The organism is Pseudomonas sp. R1-1 (assembly GCF_051132135.1).
GTDB lineage: Bacteria > Pseudomonadota > Gammaproteobacteria > Pseudomonadales > Pseudomonadaceae > Aquipseudomonas.
In genome coordinates this window covers 613,384-628,974 of sequence record NZ_CP071663.1, presented here as the reverse complement: position 1 = coordinate 628,974, position 15,591 = coordinate 613,384, and the positions used below count along the sequence as shown (strand labels likewise).

General features: G+C 60.7%; 14 protein-coding genes. 6 read left to right on the top strand and 8 right to left on the bottom strand.

Going from position 1 to position 15,591, the window contains the following annotated elements; translation table 11 throughout:
- Positions 1-246: 246 nt before the first annotated feature.
- From J3P75_RS02895 to bioB, 6 genes are all read right to left on the bottom strand, one after another.
- The gene (locus tag J3P75_RS02895; RefSeq protein ID WP_434594968.1) at positions 247-543 is read right to left on the bottom strand and encodes a pyrroloquinoline quinone biosynthesis protein PqqE; all 297 of its coding nucleotides are present in this window, start codon (positions 541-543) and stop codon (positions 247-249) included.
- 108 nt (positions 544-651) lie between these two features.
- A complete protein-coding gene (bioD, locus tag J3P75_RS02890) occupies positions 652-1,332 on the bottom strand; it encodes a dethiobiotin synthase (protein WP_434709278.1) in 681 nt (226 codons plus the stop codon).
- Positions 1,329-2,138: a malonyl-ACP O-methyltransferase BioC gene (gene bioC, locus J3P75_RS02885; RefSeq protein ID WP_434709277.1), complete on the bottom strand. Its 810-nt coding sequence runs from the start codon at positions 2,136-2,138 to the stop codon at positions 1,329-1,331. The genes bioD and bioC overlap by 4 nt, the downstream gene beginning before the upstream one ends.
- Complete coding sequence (locus J3P75_RS02880) at positions 2,131-2,862, bottom strand: alpha/beta fold hydrolase (protein ID WP_434709276.1); 732 nt, start codon at positions 2,860-2,862, stop codon at positions 2,131-2,133. The genes bioC and J3P75_RS02880 overlap by 8 nt, the downstream gene beginning before the upstream one ends.
- Positions 2,855-4,033 (bottom strand): 8-amino-7-oxononanoate synthase, encoded by a 1,179-nt coding sequence (bioF, locus tag J3P75_RS02875; RefSeq protein ID WP_434709275.1) that lies wholly within the window; start codon positions 4,031-4,033, stop codon positions 2,855-2,857. Before bioF ends, J3P75_RS02880 begins: the two co-directional genes overlap by 8 nt.
- A gap of 161 nt (positions 4,034-4,194) precedes the next feature.
- The gene (bioB, locus tag J3P75_RS02870) at positions 4,195-5,250 is read right to left on the bottom strand and encodes a biotin synthase BioB (RefSeq protein ID WP_434709274.1); all 1,056 of its coding nucleotides are present in this window, start codon (positions 5,248-5,250) and stop codon (positions 4,195-4,197) included.
- Between the two features lie 90 nt (positions 5,251-5,340).
- On the opposite strand from bioB, the gene J3P75_RS02865 reads away from it, so the two are divergent.
- The 5 genes from J3P75_RS02865 (at position 5,341) to rarD (ending at position 11,231) form a co-directional block, all read left to right on the top strand.
- Positions 5,341-6,075 (top strand): ComF family protein, encoded by a 735-nt coding sequence (locus J3P75_RS02865; RefSeq protein ID WP_434709273.1) that lies wholly within the window; start codon positions 5,341-5,343, stop codon positions 6,073-6,075.
- Positions 6,076-6,258: 183 nt separating this feature from the next.
- The gene (locus J3P75_RS02860) at positions 6,259-7,023 is read left to right on the top strand and encodes a TOBE domain-containing protein (RefSeq protein WP_434709272.1); all 765 of its coding nucleotides are present in this window, start codon (positions 6,259-6,261) and stop codon (positions 7,021-7,023) included.
- A 70-nt stretch (positions 7,024-7,093) separates the two neighbouring features.
- Positions 7,094-8,995, top strand: coding sequence for a PhoX family protein (locus J3P75_RS02855; protein WP_434709271.1), 1,902 nt, complete (start codon positions 7,094-7,096; stop codon positions 8,993-8,995).
- 166 nt (positions 8,996-9,161) lie between these two features.
- Positions 9,162-10,136: a serine/threonine protein kinase gene (locus tag J3P75_RS02850; RefSeq protein WP_434709270.1), complete on the top strand. Its 975-nt coding sequence runs from the start codon at positions 9,162-9,164 to the stop codon at positions 10,134-10,136.
- A gap of 207 nt (positions 10,137-10,343) precedes the next feature.
- Positions 10,344-11,231 carry an EamA family transporter RarD gene (rarD, locus tag J3P75_RS02845; protein ID WP_090286931.1) on the top strand — a complete coding sequence of 296 codons (888 nt, stop codon included), beginning with the start codon at positions 10,344-10,346 and terminating at the stop codon, positions 11,229-11,231.
- Positions 11,232-11,452: 221 nt separating this feature from the next.
- Here rarD and J3P75_RS02840 read toward each other — a convergent pair whose 3' ends face one another.
- A complete protein-coding gene (locus J3P75_RS02840) occupies positions 11,453-11,971 on the bottom strand; it encodes a glycine cleavage system protein R (RefSeq protein WP_203419758.1) in 519 nt (172 codons plus the stop codon).
- Positions 11,972-12,516: 545 nt separating this feature from the next.
- On the opposite strand from J3P75_RS02840, the gene J3P75_RS02835 reads away from it, so the two are divergent.
- Positions 12,517-14,694, top strand: a complete 2,178-nt coding sequence (locus J3P75_RS02835) for a malate synthase G (protein WP_434709268.1) — start codon at positions 12,517-12,519, stop codon at positions 14,692-14,694.
- A gap of 209 nt (positions 14,695-14,903) precedes the next feature.
- Here the strand turns inward: J3P75_RS02835 and J3P75_RS02830 are convergent, their stop codons facing one another.
- The gene (locus J3P75_RS02830) at positions 14,904-15,350 is read right to left on the bottom strand and encodes a response regulator (RefSeq protein WP_203419760.1); all 447 of its coding nucleotides are present in this window, start codon (positions 15,348-15,350) and stop codon (positions 14,904-14,906) included.
- Between the last annotated feature and the right edge of the window lie 241 nt (positions 15,351-15,591).

Below are 15,591 nucleotides of genomic sequence, written 5' to 3'. Positions count from 1 at the left end.
ATGAACGACCGCATTGATTTGTTTGTGACGGTCAAACAGTTGTTTGAAACATACGTTTACGCCGAAATCTTGTCAAGCGGCGATCTTTTGCCGTTCGTCTTCAGGTTTTTTTCAGAGGCGCGCACAGCAAATCGCCACAGACTCGAACGAGTCGTGGGCGCTGCGAAAAGATTAGTTGAGAGAGAAGGACTTACAACGAAAACGCCGCGACAAGGCGCGGCGTTCACTAGCGAAAAGAGAAACAGATCAAGCGAAGGTGTCGATGATCGTCCCGAGCATTTCGTCGGAAGCCTTGGCCACCTTCACGCCCAGCTCTGCCTGGACCTTGCCTTGGGCCATCTCGACGATATTGCTGGCCAGATCCGATTGCTGAGCGCGATCCACTCCGCGCAGACGGTCGACCTGCACTTCGGACGACTGGCTGGTCACCGAACGTTCGATGGTGTTGTTGGCGATCTGGCTGGCAGCCTGATCGACGCGGTTCTGTCCGCTCTGAATCGAGCTCAGACCTGCATAAAAAGCGGTACTACCGGAGATTTCCATAACAGCTCTCATCCCTGGAAAGGATCAATAGACGCCATTGAAGCAGAGCCGCCAGAAAAACACCCGTCAAAAACACTAATGGCACAGTGCCTGCCCATAGACAAAAGCTTAGTCGAGCAAATCCAGCTGCAAATGCTCGGCCACGGCTTCGGCGCTCGGCGCCTTGAGTTTCGGCACGCGGCCCAGGCACGGCGCCGGGATCCGCTCAGCCAATGTCGCCAGATTCTCTTCGAGTCGCGAGGTCTTCGGATCGATGATATTCGCCACCCACCCGGCCAGTTGCAGACCATCCCGAGCAATCGCCTCGGCCGTAAGCAAGGCATGGCTGATGCAACCCAACCGCACGCCCACTACCAGAATCACTGGCAATTTCAGTGCGATCGCCAGATCGGACAGATTATCCTGATCGGCCAACGGCACCCGCCAGCCGCCGGCACCTTCGATCAAAGTGAAATCGGCGTTCATGGCAATAATCCCGCGCATCGGTGCCAACAACGATTGCACGGTCAACGCCACCCCCGCTTCGCGCGCCGCCAGATGCGGTGCGATCGCCGGTTCGAAAGCCAGCGGATTGACCTGTTGATACGTCAGCGGCAACGAGCATTCGGCCAGCAGCGCCAGCGCATCGGCGTTGCGCAAACCCTTGGGCGTGACTTCGCACCCCGACGCCACTGGCTTGCCCGCTGCCGTACTCAATCCCGCCGAGCGCGCCGCGTGCAGCAAACCGGCGGCGACGGTGGTTTTGCCGACATCGGTGTCGGTGCCGGTGATGAAATAGGCTGCGCTCATACGGGTTTCTCCAACACGGCGTAGACCACCTGATAAGTCGCCGGCAATCCCGACGCCTCGCGGAACCGCTCGTAAGCCTCGACCAGCCCGAGAATCCGCGCGCGCCCGGTCAAACCACCTGGCCGCCCGGGATTAAGATTGTGTGCACCCAAAGCTTTCAACTCATGGGTCAGACTGCGCACATCCGGGTAATGCAGCACGTGCGGCTGATTCGCCAGACTCAACGTACGCAGGCCACTGGCTGCACACGCCCGCTCATATCGAGCAAATTCGCGGAAGCGGTTGACATGCACCAGCCCGTCGACTTGCCGCCAGCTCTCGCGCAGCTCGAACAACGTCCCTGTGCAAAGACTAGCAAATGCAAAAATCCCGCCCGGTTTCAGCACGCGAAACGCCTCGCTGAGCACCGCCTCGAAATCCGCGCACCACTGCACCGCGAGGCTGGAGAAGATCAGATCACAGGTCGAATCCTGCAACGGCAGGCGCTCCGCATCGCCGGCAATAAAATGCTCGGCGCCGCCCAGCGGCCGCGCGTGGTTGAGCATGCCCTGGGCAATATCCAGCGCCAGCCCCTGGCCTTCAGCAAAACGTGCGGCCATCGCACGGGTGAAATAGCCGGTGCCACAGCCCAGATCCAGCCAACGTGCGGGGACGAAATCCAGCGGTAGACGCGCGAGTAATTGTGTACCCACATCACGCTGCAACTCGGCGACGCTGTCATAACTGGCCGCCGCTCGGGAAAAAGACGCGGCAACCTGACGCTTGTCGGGCAAGCCGCCAGGCAGCACAAAAGACAAATCAGTCATCGGCGCACTCGTGTAGAAAAGCCTGGATTGCGCCCGCCAGTCCGTGGGGGTCTTCCAGAAGAAACGCATGGCTGGCCTGTTCGATCAGGCCAATTTCGATATCCGGCAACAGCGCAAACAAGGCGCCGGCGGCTTCCGCAGGCACCAGACCATCCTGGCCGGCGAACAGGTGCAACTGCGGACCGCGAAACGCTTGCAGCGCCTCGCGAATATCCATCTGCGCGAGCAATTCCAGCCCGGCCATCAATACCGCGGGCGAGGTGTTTGGCGCCGCGCCGAGCAACAGGCGCGACAGTCCACGCGGATCTTGCGCACCCTGAGTACACAGCAGCGAAAAACGTTTGAGGGTCGCGCGCGGGTCGGCCTGGCACCCGGCCAGAAACGCATCGAACGTTTCGCCCGGCATCGCACTCGGCCACTGCTCATAGGCCACAAAACAAGGATTGCTCGCCAGCGTCAGCACGCCGCAGCAATGCTCGCCACGGCGCGCTGCCAGCTCGGCGGCGAGCATGCCGCCCAGCGACCAGCCGCCAAGCCACACGTCTTGAGGAATACGTTCATCGAGCTCATTGAGCCAATCCTGCGGGTCACTGGAATCCAGCTCCGGCAACGGCTCGATGCTGACCGTCAGATGCTCATCCAGTCCTTGCAATGCGGCGGCCAGAGGTTCCATTGGCGAAATGCCAAGACCCCAACCGGGTAGCAAAATCAGACGATCACGCATGGCTGGACTCCGACGATAGCCGTGCGAAGCAGTCGGCCAGTCCTTCTAACAATAGCTGTACCTGCGCCTCGCTGTGGGCGGCGGTCAGGGTCACACGCAGCCGCGCGCTGCCAGCGGGGACGGTCGGCGGGCGGATCGCCGTGACCATCAACCCGCGCTCGCGCAGCATCTGCGACAGGCGCACTGCACGCCAGGCATCGCCAATCAGGATCGGCTGGATCGGCGTGAAGCTGTCCATCAATTGCAGACCGATCTGCTCGGCGCCGTGGCGGAACTGACGGATCAACGTCTGCAGATGTGCGCGACGCCAGTGTTCGCTGCGCAACAGCTCGAGGCTTTTTAGCGTTGCACAAGCCAGTGCCGGCGGCTGGCTGGTGGTGTAGATGTATGGGCGGGCGAACTGGATCAGGCTCTCGATCAGCTCTTCGCTGCCGGCCACGAATGCGCCTGCCGTACCGAAGGCTTTGCCGAGGGTGCCGACCAGTACCGGCACGTCTTCCTGGCTGAGGCCAAAATGCTCGACGATGCCCGCGCCTGTCTCGCCGAGCGGGCCGAAACCGTGGGCGTCATCGACCATCAACCAGGCGCCTTTGGCCTTGGCTTCACGGGCCAATGCCGGCAGATCGGCGATATCGCCGTCCATGCTGAACACGCCATCGGTGACCACCAGGGTATTGCCGGTGGCTTTCTCGAGACGTTTGGCCAGGCTTTGCGCGTCGTTATGCAGATAGCGATTGAAGCGCGCACCGGACAGCAGACCGGCATCCAGCAGCGAGGCGTGATTAAGCCGATCTTCAAGCACCGTATCGCCCTGCCCGACCAGCGCCGTGACCGCGCCGAGATTGGCCATGTAACCGGTGGTGAACAACAGCGCACGCGGCCGACCGGTGAAGTCGGCCAGCGCTTCTTCGAGTGCGTGGTGGGGGCCGCTGTGGCCGATCACCAGATGCGAGGCGCCACCGCCGACGCCCCAGCGCTCGGCCCCGGCGCGCCAGGCTTCGATCACTTGCGGATGATTGGCCAGGCCCAGGTAATCGTTGTTGCAGAAGGCCAGCAACGGTTTGCCGTCGACCACCACTTGCGGTCCCTGCGGGGATTCAAGCAGCGGGCGCTGGCGGTAGAGGTTTTCGGCACGACGGGCGGCAAGGCGTGCGGCGAGATCGAAAGACATGCAGGCCTCGAAAAAATCAGAACACATGAATCCAGATAGACACGGCACCTGTGGGAGCTGGCTGCCAGCGATGAGGGCAGCACATTCAGCATCCATGTCGACAGTCAGTCCGCTATCGCTGGCAAGCCAGCTCCCACAGGTGCTTGCATCGCTTCAAAAAATCAGACGGCAGCGTTATAGAACTGCTCGCTGCTCTTCTGCTCCACCAACGCCTGTTCGATCGCCGCCTGATGCACTTCATCGGCATGCTCTTCGCGCGCTTCCGGCTGGATGCCCAGGCGGGCGAACAACTCCATGTCCTTGTCCGCCTGCGGGTTGGCGGTGGTGAGCAACTTGTCGCCGTAGAAGATCGAGTTGGCGCCAGCGAAAAACGCCAGCGCCTGCATCTGCTCGTTCATCGCTTCGCGGCCAGCGGACAGGCGTACGTGGGACTGCGGCATGAGGATGCGCGCCACGGCGAGCATGCGGATGAAATCGAACGGATCGATATCTTCGGCATTTTCCAGCGGCGTGCCGGCAACCTTGACCAGCATGTTGATCGGCACCGATTCCGGATGCTCTGGCAGGTTGGCCAGTTGAATCAGCAGATTGGCGCGGTCATCCAGCGACTCGCCCATGCCGAGAATGCCGCCGGAGCAGATTTTCATGCCCGACTCACGCACGTAAGCCAGCGTCTGCAGGCGCTCGCTGTAAGTGCGCGTGGTGATGATGCTGCCGTAGAACTCCGGCGAGGTGTCGAGGTTGTGGTTGTAGTAGTCGAGGCCAGCCTTGGCCAGCGCCTCGGTCTGCTCCTGGTCCAGTCGGCCGAGGGTCATGCAGGTTTCCAGGCCCATGGCTTTCACGCCTTCGACCATTTTCAGCACGTAGGGCATGTCTTTCGCCGATGGATGTTTCCACGCCGCGCCCATGCAGAAGCGTGTCGAGCCGATGGCTTTGGCGCGCGCCGCCTCTTCGAGGACTTTCTGCACTTCCATCAGCTTTTCTTTTTCCAGACCGGTGTTGTAGTGACCGGACTGCGGGCAGTACTTGCAGTCTTCCGGGCAGGCGCCGGTCTTGATCGACAGCAGCGTCGAGACTTGAACGCGGTTGGCGTTGAAGTGCGCGCGGTGCACCGTTTGCGCCTGGAACAGCAAGTCGTTGAATGGCTGTACGAAGAGTGCTTTGACTTCGGCCAGAGACCAGTCGTGACGCAGGGTGGCGGTGGTGCTCGCGCTCATGGGCAATTCCTTGGTTATGCTTGGCTGGCGCCGGGGAAACGGAATACCCACAGGCGCTACACGGATGTTCGGCATATTTAAGGAAGTGTCATGCGCTGTCAACCACGATACGAAGGACCGGTTTACATCTGTTTGAATAATGTACAGACCTGCTTGTTATGCGATGAGCCCGCCGAAGCAGAAATGCCAATCTGCGTGGCCTGCGAAACCGAGTTGCCTTGGCTCGGCAGCCATTGCCAGCGCTGCGCTTTGCCCTTGATTGCCGAGGGTCTGACGTGCGGAGCATGCCTGCTAGAGCCTCCGGCGTTTACCCAAGTCGCCGCGCCTTGGCTATATGGCTTCCCGGTGGACAGTCTGATTACGCGTTTTAAACACAACGCAAAATGGCCGTTTGGCCACCTGCTCGCCGATGTTCTCGGGCAATACCTGCAACATCGCTTCGATGAAGATCTGCCAAGGCCCGATGCGTTGGTGCCGGTGCCATTGGCGCGTAAACGCTTGCGTCAACGCGGGTTCAACCAGGCGGCCATGCTTGCGCGGTGGCTGAGCAAATCGCTGGAATTACCTTGCGAAGAAGAGATACTGCGCCGCATCAAGGAGACCGATGCGCAGCAGGATCTCGACGCCAATGCGCGTAAACGTAATTTGCGCAATGCCTTCGATCTTGTGCCGAACGCAGCGGTAAGCGGTCGGCATTTCGCGCTGATCGATGACGTACTGACCACTGGCGCCACGGCTCAGGCGCTGGCGCGGTTGTTGATGAGCGCGGGCGCCGCGCGGGTCGATATGTATTGCCTGGCGCGCACGCCAAAACCCGGAAGCTGAGCTGCTCACAATTCCCTGCAGGAGTGAGCCTGCTCGCGATAGCGGTAGATCAGCCAGCATAGATGTCGCCTTTGATGACGCCATCGCGAGCAGGCTCACTCCTACAGATTTTGTGTTCGGCTTGACTCGTGCGTTGCAAATGGCCAACGTCCATCTCGTCGCCCGCGCCAGAAGCGTTCTGATATGTCCCTACCCACCCTCCTCTCCCAACACATCGTGCGCCGTCCGCAGCGCATCGCCCTGTTGCAACACATCGCCGAGCAGGGCTCGATCACCCGCGCGGCGAAAAGCGCGGGCCTGAGTTACAAGGCGGCGTGGGACGCCATCGATGAGTTGAACAACCTCGCACATAAACCGCTGGTTGAACGGGTCATCGGCGGCAAGGGCGGTGGTGGTGCCAGATTGTCCAGCGAAGGCGAACGTGTGCTGCGCCTCTATCAAAAGTTGCAGGCCCTGCAGGCGCAAGTGCTCGAAGCCGCCGAAGATGCCAGTGACCTGGACCTGCTCGGGCGGCTGATGCTCAGAACCAGCGCGCGTAATCAGTTGCACGGCAAGGTGGTAGCGATCGGCAGTCAGGGCCGCAATGACCTGATCCGCCTCGAACTGGCCGAAGGCCTGTGCCTCGATGCGCAAATCACTCACGACAGCACCCTGCACCTCGAGCTGCAGATCGGCACGCCAGTGGTCGCGCTGATCAAGGCCGGCTGGCTGGAATTGCTTGGCCGTGAGCAAGTCGCAACGTCGGGACACAATCTTCTCGACGGACTCATCGAGGCAATCCTCGACGCCGAAGACGGCCCCAGCGAAGTGCGGATTGCTTTGCCCAACGGTCACACCCTCTGCGCGTTGGCCGAACCGCTGGAGTTGCGTGAGCGCGGGTTGAGTGTCGGCCAGCCGGTGCGCGTGCAGTTTTCGCCGAGCAATGTGCTGATCGGTACGCCGCTCTGAGCGGGCGCTGCAACGAAAGCGTCATCGTTGCTCATTAAGGTGGCTGCCAAAACCATGCAGGGAGCCTGAGATGAGCCTGTTAGAAGAAAACCAATCCACCGATCTGGAAAAAATGGTCGGCCTCAGCCGTCGCGGTTTCATCAGCGCCGGTGCGTTGTGCGGTGCCGCGATGTTTCTGGGCGGCAACCTGCTGAGCCGCAGCGTGATGGCGGCCAGTGTCAGCGCCGGCAACAGCCGTCTGCTCGGTTTCGACAGCATTCCCGCCGCGACCAGCGACGCGATCAGCCTGCCCAAGGGCTACAAGTCTTCGGTGCTGATCAGCTGGGGCCAGCCGCTGCACAAGAACGGCCCGGCCTTCGACCCGAGCGGCAATGGCACCGCGGCCGCACAGGAAGTGCAGTTTGGCGACAACAACGACGGCATGAGCCTGTTCGCCTTCCCGGATGACCGCAACCGCGCGCTGATGGCGATCAACAACGAATACACCAACTATCGCTACCTCTACCCGCACGGCGGCATGCCGCAGTCGGCTGAAGACGTGCGCAAGGCGCTGGCGTGTGAAGGCGTCTCGGTGATCGAAGTGCAGCGCAAGAACGGCCAATGGCAGTTCGTTCAGGGCTCGCGCTACAACCGGCGCATCCACGGCAATTCGCCGCTGCGCATCAGCGGCCCGGCCGCCGGTCACGACTTGATGAAAACCGCTGCCGACAAGCACGGCAAAAAAGTCCTCGGCACGTTCCAGAACTGCGCCAACGGCAAAACCCCGTGGGGCACCTACCTGACCTGCGAGGAAAATTTCACCGACTGCTTCGGCAGCAGCAATGCCCAGCAGCAATTTGACGCCGCGCAAAAACGCTACGGCGTAACGGCCGCCAGCCGCGAGATCAACTGGCACCCGTACGATCCGCGTTTCGACATGGCCAAGAACCCGAACGAGTTGAACCGTCACGGCTGGGTGGTCGAGATCGATCCGTTCGATCCGCAATCGACCCCGGTCAAACGCACCGCGCTGGGCCGTTTCAAACACGAAAACGCCGCCCTCGCCGAGACCGACGACGGCCGTGCCGTGGTGTACATGGGCGACGACGAGCGTGGCGAGTTCATCTACAAATTCGTCAGCCGCGACCGCATCAATCACCGCAATGCCAAAGCCAACCGCAATATCCTCGATCACGGCACCTTGTATGTGGCCAAATTCGATGCCGGTGACGGCAATCCCGATCACCCGAAAGGCCAGGGCCAGTGGATCGAACTGACCCACGGCAAAAACGGCATCGACGCCAGCAGCGGTTTTGCCGACCAGGCCGAAGTACTGATTCATGCACGCCTCGCCGCCAGTGTCGTCGGCGCGACGCGCATGGATCGCCCGGAATGGATCGTCGTCAGCCCCAAGGACGGCCAGGTCTATTGCACCCTGACCAACAACGCCAAACGTGGCGAGGACGGCCAACCGGTGGGCGGCCCGAACCCGCGCGAGAAGAACGTCTACGGACAGATTCTGCGCTGGCGCACCGACCGCGACGATCATGCATCGAAGACCTTTTCCTGGGATCTGTTCGTGGTCGCCGGCAACCCCGGCGTACATGCCGGTACGCCGAAGGGCGGCTCGTCCAACATCACCCCGCAGAACATGTTCAACAGCCCGGATGGCCTGGGTTTCGACAAGGCCGGCCGCCTGTGGATTCTCACCGACGGCGACTCGAGCAATGCCGGCGACTTCGCCGGGATGGGCAACAACCAGATGCTCTGCGCCGATCCGAAGACCGGTGAGATTCGCCGGTTCATGGTCGGGCCAGTGGGTTGCGAGGTGACGGGGATCAGCTTCTCGCCTGATCAGAAAACCCTGTTTGTCGGGATCCAGCATCCGGGCGAAAACGGCGGTTCGACTTTCCCCGAGCACCTGCCCAATGGCAAGCCACGGTCGTCGGTGATGGCGATTACCCGTGAAGACGGTGGCATTGTCGGCGCCTGATAATCCCTTATCGCGAGCAGGCTCACTCCTACAGGGGAATGCATTCCAAATGTAGGAGTGAGCCTGCTCGCGATGGCGTGGGCACGGACACCAAATTCCTCACTGCCTGCCATCTGCGCTAACATGCCGGGCCGGACGCGGCAGCCTGCTGCGCGCAGGAGTCAGCATGGCCCACCCGTTTGAAACCCTCACACCCGATCTCGTCCTCGATGCCGTTGAAAGCATCGGTTTTCTCAGCGATGCGCGCATTCTGGCGCTCAACAGCTATGAAAACCGCGTCTATCAGGTCGGCATCGAAGACTCCGAGCCGCTGATCGCCAAGTTCTACCGCCCGCAGCGCTGGACCAACGACGCCATCCTCGAAGAGCACCAGTTCACCTTTGAATTGGCCGGGGTGGACATCCCTGTAGTCGCGCCGCTGGTTCACAACGGCGAAACCCTGCATGAGCATGCCGGTTTCCGCTTCACCCTGTTCCCGCGTCGCGGCGGGCGCGCGCCGGAGCCGGGCAACCTCGATCAGTTGTATCGCCTCGGCCAGTTGCTCGGGCGCATCCACGCGGTCGGCGCGACCAAACCGTTCGAACACCGCGAAGCCCTCGCCGTGCAGAATTTCGGCCACGCTTCGCTGAATACCCTGCTGGAAGGCAATTTCATTCCGAAAAGCCTGCTGCCCGCGTATGAGTCCGTCGCCCGCAACCTGCTCAAGCGCGTCGAAGATGCCTACGCCAATACCCCGCATCAGAACATCCGCATGCACGGTGATTGTCACCCCGGCAACATGATGTGCCGCGACGAAATGTTCCACATCGTCGATCTGGATGACTGCCGCATGGGCCCGGCGGTGCAGGACATCTGGATGATGCTCGCCGGTGATCGTCAGGACTGTCTGGGGCAGTTGTCGGAACTGATGGATGGCTACAACGAATTCCACGATTTCGATCCGCGTGAACTGGCGCTGATCGAGCCGCTGCGCGCCCTGCGGTTGATGCACTACAGCGCATGGCTGGCGCGACGCTGGGATGACCCGGCGTTCCCGCACAGCTTTCCGTGGTTCGGCACCGAGCGTTATTGGGGCGATCAGGTATTGGCGCTGCGCGAGCAACTGGCGGCGCTGAATGAAGAACCATTGAAACTCTTCTGACACACCATCTTTTCCCTGTGGGAGCTAGCCCTGCTAGCGATAGCGGACTCACATTCAGCACTGCGCTGACTGGACTACCGCAATCGCTAGCAGGCTAGCTCCCACAGGAGTCCTGTGTTCACACATTTCTGACCAATCAGCTCAGACATCTGCGGACAAATCTCCTTACAATCCCTCCTTTGTCAGCTGCCAAAGCAAGGATTCTGCATGCAAGCCGCCAACCCGCGTCGCGGGTACATTCTGGGCCTGAGTGCCTACATCATCTGGGGCCTGTTCCCGATCTATTTCAAAGCCATCGCCGAAGTGCCGGCGGTCGAGATCATCATTCATCGTGTGCTGTGGTCGGCGCTGTTCGGCGCGCTGCTGCTGATGGTGTGGAAGCACCCGGGCTGGCTGCGCGAACTGCTCGACAACCCCAAGCGTCTGGCGATCCTGGCCTTGAGCGGCACGCTGATCGCGGCCAACTGGCTGACTTATGTGTGGTCGGTGAACAACGGGCGCATGCTTGAAGCGAGCCTCGGTTACTACATCAACCCGTTGATCAATGTGTTGTTGGGTATGGTGATTCTCGGTGAGCGACTGCGACGCATGCAGTGGCTGGCGGTGGGGCTCGCCGCGGTTGGTGTGGCGCAGCAGGTGTGGCAGGTCGGCAGTCTGCCGTGGGTGTCGCTGGCGCTGGCGTTGACCTTCGGTTTCTACGGTCTGATTCGCAAGCAGGCACCGGTCAAGGCCTTGCCGGGGCTGGTGGTGGAAACCTGGATGCTGGTGCCGATTGCGATTGCGTGGTTGCTGTTCAACCAGACCGCGACCAGCGTACAACCTGAATTCTGGAGCACCTCGCAAGCCTGGTGGCTGGTCGCCGCCGGCCCGGTGACGCTGGTACCGCTGGTGTGCTTTAACGCAGCGACCCGGCATCTGCCTTACACCACCATCGGCTTCCTGCAATACATCGCGCCGACCCTGGTGCTGCTGCAGGCGGTGCTGCTGTTTGGCGAGCACTTGTCGTCGAGCACACTGGTAGCGTTCATGTTTATTTGGGCCGGTCTGGCGGTGTACAGCGTCGATGCGTGGATAAGTCTGCGTCGACGTAGCTGATCAAAAAACGCACAAACCTCCATAGGCCACGATTCTCGTGGCCTGTATCGTTCCTTCCCAAGGTTATCCACAGCGTGATCCCCGCGGTTTGTGTGCAAGTCTTTGAATACTGGCGGTTTTTTGATCAATCGTCGCAAAGCCACGGCGGACGTGGCGCGGCGCTCGGTCTCTACAGGTTATCCACAGGCAGGTGCACGTTTAAACTGGATAACCTGCGCGGCTCAAACCTCTGTGCGTAAGACCAACTCGACCATCAAATCATCGGCCAGGGTTTCCAGTCGCGCCTGCAATACGTCCAGCGACAACGTCAGCGGCACGGCTAGAATCGCCTCGGCGTGAAACAGCGGCTCGCTGCTCATTGGCGCCGGGCGCACTTCGGTAACCAGCCTTTCAAGGTTGACGCCCTGCTCGCTCAACAGCCGAGTAATGTCGCGGACGATGCCGGGCCGGTCATTGCCGACCAGCTCCATGGCGATCGGCTTCCAGGTGCAGGATTGCTCGATGCCGCTTTCGGCGACCAGTACGCGGATACCGTGCGCCGTCAGCGCTTGTAAGGCATCGACTAATTCATCGTAAGCCTCTGCCGGTACGCCCACGCGCAGGATCCCGGCGAACTGCCCGGCCATCCGCGACATGCGGCTTTCCAGCCAGTTGCCGCCGTGCTCGGCAATGCATTGGGCGATGCGCTCGACCTGCCCGGGCTTGTCCGGGGCGAAAACGGTGAGTACGAGATGGTCCATGGCGCAGCCCTCTGTGCATGACTTTTGTTATCGAAGGGCAAGTATAGGCAAGGGCTTGTTTTGCGTTGAATCGACTGGCCCCTTCGCGAGCAGGCTCGCTCCCACATTTGGAATGCAATCCTCTGTGGGAGCGAGCCTGCTCGCGAATGACAGCACTGCGGATCTGCGCGAAAGACAAATCGTGTACAACTTTTGATATTTAACTGGAACAATCCAATGCTTTTTTGAGAACATCCCGTTCCGCGACGTGACCGCAATGCGTCATGAGGTCGCAGAACGACGTAATTAGTCTGATTTTCACAAGCGCAACTCATCATGTAGTATGCCGCAGCGCGCACTACATAACGCCGGATCGATGTCCGCCCAGGCCTGTTCGCAACCCTGAAAGCCCCGTCAGCAAGGCCCTCAAGCCGTTGATTGGTCCTAGCCCAGCCGCCAGCAATGGCATGTACTGGTCGGCAGGTTTGTGGTTTAAATGGCCCGAGGCTTCATTGTTTAAATTGAAGAGCTGAAAAGCGAAATAGCTGAGCAGAGTGAGGCAAGCAATGACTGAACACGTTCAAGTCGGTGGCCTGCAGGTCGCCAAAGTCCTGTTCGACTTCGTGAACAACGAAGCCATTCCCGGTACCGGCCTCACCGCCGAACAATTCTGGGAAGGTGCCGACAAGGTCATTCACGACCTGGCGCCGAAGAACAAAGCCCTACTCGCCAAACGCGATGACTTCCAGGCGCGCATCGATGCCTGGCATCAGCAGCATGCAGGCCAGGCGCACGACGCCGTGGCCTACAAAGCTTTCCTGCAAGAGATCGGTTATCTGCTGCCAGAAGCGGCTGATTTCCAGGCCACGACGCAAAACGTCGATGACGAAATCGCCCGTACCGCCGGCCCGCAATTGGTGGTGCCGGTGATGAACGCGCGATTCGCCCTCAATGCCTCGAACGCCCGCTGGGGTTCGCTGTACGACGCCCTCTACGGCACCGACGCGATCAGCGAAGAAGGTGGCGCGGAAAAAGGCAAAGGCTACAACAAGGTGCGTGGCGACAAAGTCATCGCCTTCGCCCGCGCGTTCCTCGACGAAGCCGCGCCACTGGCCGCCGGCTCCCACGTCGACTCGACCGGCTACAAGATCGCTGACGGTAAACTCGTCGTTACTTTGCAGGGCGGCAGCGACAGTGGCCTGCGCGACGATGCTCAACTGATCGGTTTCCAGGGCGACGCCAATGCGCCAATCGCCATCCTGCTGAAACACAACGGCCTGCACTTCGAAATCCAGATCGACGCCAGCACCCCGGTCGGCCAGACCGATGCCGCCGGCGTCAAAGACATCCTGATGGAAGCGGCGCTGACCACCATCATGGACTGCGAAGATTCCGTGGCTGCCGTCGATGCCGACGACAAAGTGCTGATCTACCGCAACTGGCTCGGCCTGATGAAGGGCGACCTGGCGGAATCGGTGTCCAAGGGTGGCCAGACGTTCACCCGCACCATGAACCCGGACCGCACCTACACCGCGCCGAACGGCGGTGAAGTGACGCTGCACGGCCGTTCGCTGTTGTTCGTGCGCAACGTGGGTCACCTGATGACCATCGACGCGATCCTCGACAGTCAAGGCAATGAAGTGCCGGAAGGCATCCTCGACGGTCTGGTCACTTGCCTGGCAGCGATGCACAACCTCAACGGCAATACGTCGCGCCGCAACACGCGTACCGGTTCGGTCTACATCGTCAAACCGAAGATGCACGGCCCGGAAGAAGCAGCGTTCACCAACGAGCTGTTCGGTCGCATCGAAGACGTGCTGGGCCTGCAACGCAACACGCTGAAAGTCGGGATCATGGACGAGGAGCGCCGCACCACTGTCAACCTCAAAGCCTGCATCAAGGCCGCCAGCGAGCGCGTGGTGTTCATCAACACCGGTTTCCTCGACCGCACCGGCGACGAAATCCACACCTCCATGGAAGCCGGCCCGGTAGTGCGCAAGGCCGACATGAAGGCTGAGAAGTGGATCGGCGCCTACGAAAACTGGAACGTCGATATCGGTCTGAGCACTGGCCTGCAAGGTCGTGCGCAGATCGGCAAAGGCATGTGGGCCATGCCCGACCTGATGGCGGCGATGCTCGAGCAGAAAATTGCCCACCCGCTGGCCGGCGCCAACACCGCCTGGGTGCCATCGCCGACTGCTGCTGCGCTGCATGCGTTGCACTACCACAAGGTCGACGTGTTCGCCCGTCAGGCCGAACTGGCCAAACGTGCGCGCGCTTCGGTGGACGACATTCTGACCATTCCGCTGGCGGTCAATCCGAACTGGACGCCGGAGCAGATCAAGAACGAACTGGACAACAACGCCCAGGGCATTCTCGGTTACGTGGTGCGCTGGATCGACCAGGGCGTAGGTTGCTCGAAGGTGCCGGACATCAATGACGTTGGCCTGATGGAAGACCGTGCGACGCTGCGTATCTCCAGCCAGCACATCGCCAACTGGCTGCGCCATGGCATCGTCAGCGAAGCGCAAGTCATGGAAAGCCTCAAGCGCATGGCGCCCGTGGTCGACCGGCAGAACGCCAACGACCCGCTGTATCGCCCGCTGGCACCGGACTTCGACAGCAACATCGCCTTCCAGGCGGCGGTCGAGCTGGTGATTGAAGGCACCAAACAACCGAACGGTTATACCGAGCCGGTGCTGCACCGTCGTCGTCGCGAGTTCAAGGCTGCGAATGGTCTGTAAGTTGCGTAGATGATGGATGTGAAAAGCCCTGATCGAAAGATCAGGGCTTTTTTGTTTGTGCGCTGGGATTGGGTTTGTTGATCGTTCCCACGCTCCGCGTGGGAATGCAGCCCGGGACGCTCTGCGTCCCTTCCAAAGCCGAACGCGGAGCGTCCGTGGAAGCGTTCCCACGCAGAGCGTAGGAACGATCAGCGAAAGAGCGGCAGGTCCTAGGGTTCGATACCCAACTCGTGTTTCACCAACCCCAACAACTTCTCCGTATCAATCGGCTTGAGCAGAAAATCCACCACGCTCAAGTGCATCGCCTCAATCGCATCCTTCACGTCGGCATCGCCGGAAACAATGATGATCGGCATCGCCGCCCGCTCCGACTCGCGCACCTGGCGAATCAGCTCCAGGCCATCGACATTGCCCATGCGCAGGTCAGTAATCACCAGTCCGATCGAAGGCTTTTCTTCGAGCATTTTCAGCGCGGTTTCGCCACTGGCTGCGGTCAGGCAGCGGATGCCGTCGAGCGCAAGAATTTCCGAGAGCAACTCGCGGGCATCCTTGTCGTCATCGACGATCAGGACGCGCTGCGGTGGCAGATCGGGCTCGAGCATGACTGCGCTGAGCGCTTCGCGCTCGGCATCGCTCAAAATATCGTGGTCGGACATGGCGCTCTCTAAGTATTCGAATCAATCACCTGGCACAGTCGTCTGACATCGCCCGGCAGCGCTTCAATGTGCACTTCGTCGGATTTTTTTCCAAGGGGCTGAACAGGGTAATTTCCGACTGCTTGCGTAGGGCATCTCCGAAACCATGCCGATGATGGCAAAACCTAGACTTACGTCCAATGGGCACCCCGGCCGCAGGGGTCGACCATGGCCGCAACGATCCGACAACAACAATTCGAAA

What these genes read in the sequence shown, in the direction of transcription:
- J3P75_RS02895 (WP_434594968.1), bottom strand. Translation starts at nt 543, where the DNA reads ATGGAAATCTCCGGTAGTACCGCTTTTTATGCAGGTCTGAGCTCGATT.
- bioD (WP_434709278.1), bottom strand. Translation starts at nt 1,332, where the DNA reads ATGAGCGCAGCCTATTTCATCACCGGCACCGACACCGATGTCGGCAAA.
- bioC (WP_434709277.1), bottom strand. Translation starts at nt 2,138, where the DNA reads ATGACTGATTTGTCTTTTGTGCTGCCTGGCGGCTTGCCCGACAAGCGT.
- J3P75_RS02880 (WP_434709276.1), bottom strand. Translation starts at nt 2,862, where the DNA reads ATGCGTGATCGTCTGATTTTGCTACCCGGTTGGGGTCTTGGCATTTCG.
- bioF (WP_434709275.1), bottom strand. Translation starts at nt 4,033, where the DNA reads ATGTCTTTCGATCTCGCCGCACGCCTTGCCGCCCGTCGTGCCGAAAAC.
- bioB (WP_434709274.1), bottom strand. Translation starts at nt 5,250, where the DNA reads ATGAGCGCGAGCACCACCGCCACCCTGCGTCACGACTGGTCTCTGGCC.
- J3P75_RS02865 (WP_434709273.1), top strand. Translation starts at nt 5,341, where the DNA reads ATGCGCTGTCAACCACGATACGAAGGACCGGTTTACATCTGTTTGAAT.
- J3P75_RS02860 (WP_434709272.1), top strand. Translation starts at nt 6,259, where the DNA reads ATGTCCCTACCCACCCTCCTCTCCCAACACATCGTGCGCCGTCCGCAG.
- J3P75_RS02855 (WP_434709271.1), top strand. Translation starts at nt 7,094, where the DNA reads ATGAGCCTGTTAGAAGAAAACCAATCCACCGATCTGGAAAAAATGGTC.
- J3P75_RS02850 (WP_434709270.1), top strand. Translation starts at nt 9,162, where the DNA reads ATGGCCCACCCGTTTGAAACCCTCACACCCGATCTCGTCCTCGATGCC.
- rarD (WP_090286931.1), top strand. Translation starts at nt 10,344, where the DNA reads ATGCAAGCCGCCAACCCGCGTCGCGGGTACATTCTGGGCCTGAGTGCC.
- J3P75_RS02840 (WP_203419758.1), bottom strand. Translation starts at nt 11,971, where the DNA reads ATGGACCATCTCGTACTCACCGTTTTCGCCCCGGACAAGCCCGGGCAG.
- J3P75_RS02835 (WP_434709268.1), top strand. Translation starts at nt 12,517, where the DNA reads ATGACTGAACACGTTCAAGTCGGTGGCCTGCAGGTCGCCAAAGTCCTG.
- J3P75_RS02830 (WP_203419760.1), bottom strand. Translation starts at nt 15,350, where the DNA reads ATGTCCGACCACGATATTTTGAGCGATGCCGAGCGCGAAGCGCTCAGC.